At 55.9% G+C, this 538-nt stretch carries 1 protein-coding gene; it reads right to left on the reverse strand.

From position 1 onward, the window contains the following. Positions 1-157: 157 nt before the first annotated feature. The gene (locus tag VI26_RS22975) at positions 158-403 is read right to left on the reverse strand and encodes a type II toxin-antitoxin system Phd/YefM family antitoxin (RefSeq protein ID WP_048412075.1); all 246 of its coding nucleotides are present in this window, start codon (positions 401-403) and stop codon (positions 158-160) included. Positions 404-538 lie beyond the last annotated feature (135 nt).

Consider the following 538-nt stretch of genomic DNA (forward strand, 5'->3'; position numbering starts at 1 on the left):
GGGTTTGCCGTTGTGGCAGGGGAGGGGGAGGGAGAGTGAGAACCGCGGATGAGCTTGTCACTGGCTTGCGTCCGTTCAGCCTTGGCGCGTTTTAGCCTTCAGAATCGATGGGTCCAACTTACGCCATTCCTTCTCCGCATCCACCCGGAAGACAACTTCATAGCTCATCCAGGTCCACCTTGACGGTGGGCTGCTGCCGACGTTCCAGCACCAACTTTGCGTCCTCGATGTCTTCGAGCAGGTTTATCATGCGTTCGTACTGGGCGGCAGGGACAAGATAGGCTTCCGGGCGGTTGTGATTCAGGATCACCACCGGATGCCCTGCGGCCTCGCGCATGATGCCGGCAAAATTGCGCTTGAGCTGGGTGACGCTGACGGCTACATCGGCAAGTACCAAGTCCATAATTTCTCCCTAGTTAATGTCAATTTATATGCCTAATATGGCATCGATTTTGTTGTGGGGAGCTGCCTGCCCGGCAGAGAAGCCGCCTTTCGGACACCAGGTCAAATTGTGGATTTTCTAAGCTGCCTACCCGGC

The sequence above is a fragment of the Chromobacterium sp. LK1 genome (assembly GCF_001043555.1).
Lineage (GTDB): Bacteria > Pseudomonadota > Gammaproteobacteria > Burkholderiales > Chromobacteriaceae > Chromobacterium > Chromobacterium aquaticum.

Coding starts and splice junctions, on each gene's coding strand:
- VI26_RS22975 (WP_048412075.1), bottom strand. CDS start 403: ATGGACTTGGTACTTGCCGATGTAGCCGTCAGCGTCACCCAGCTCAAG.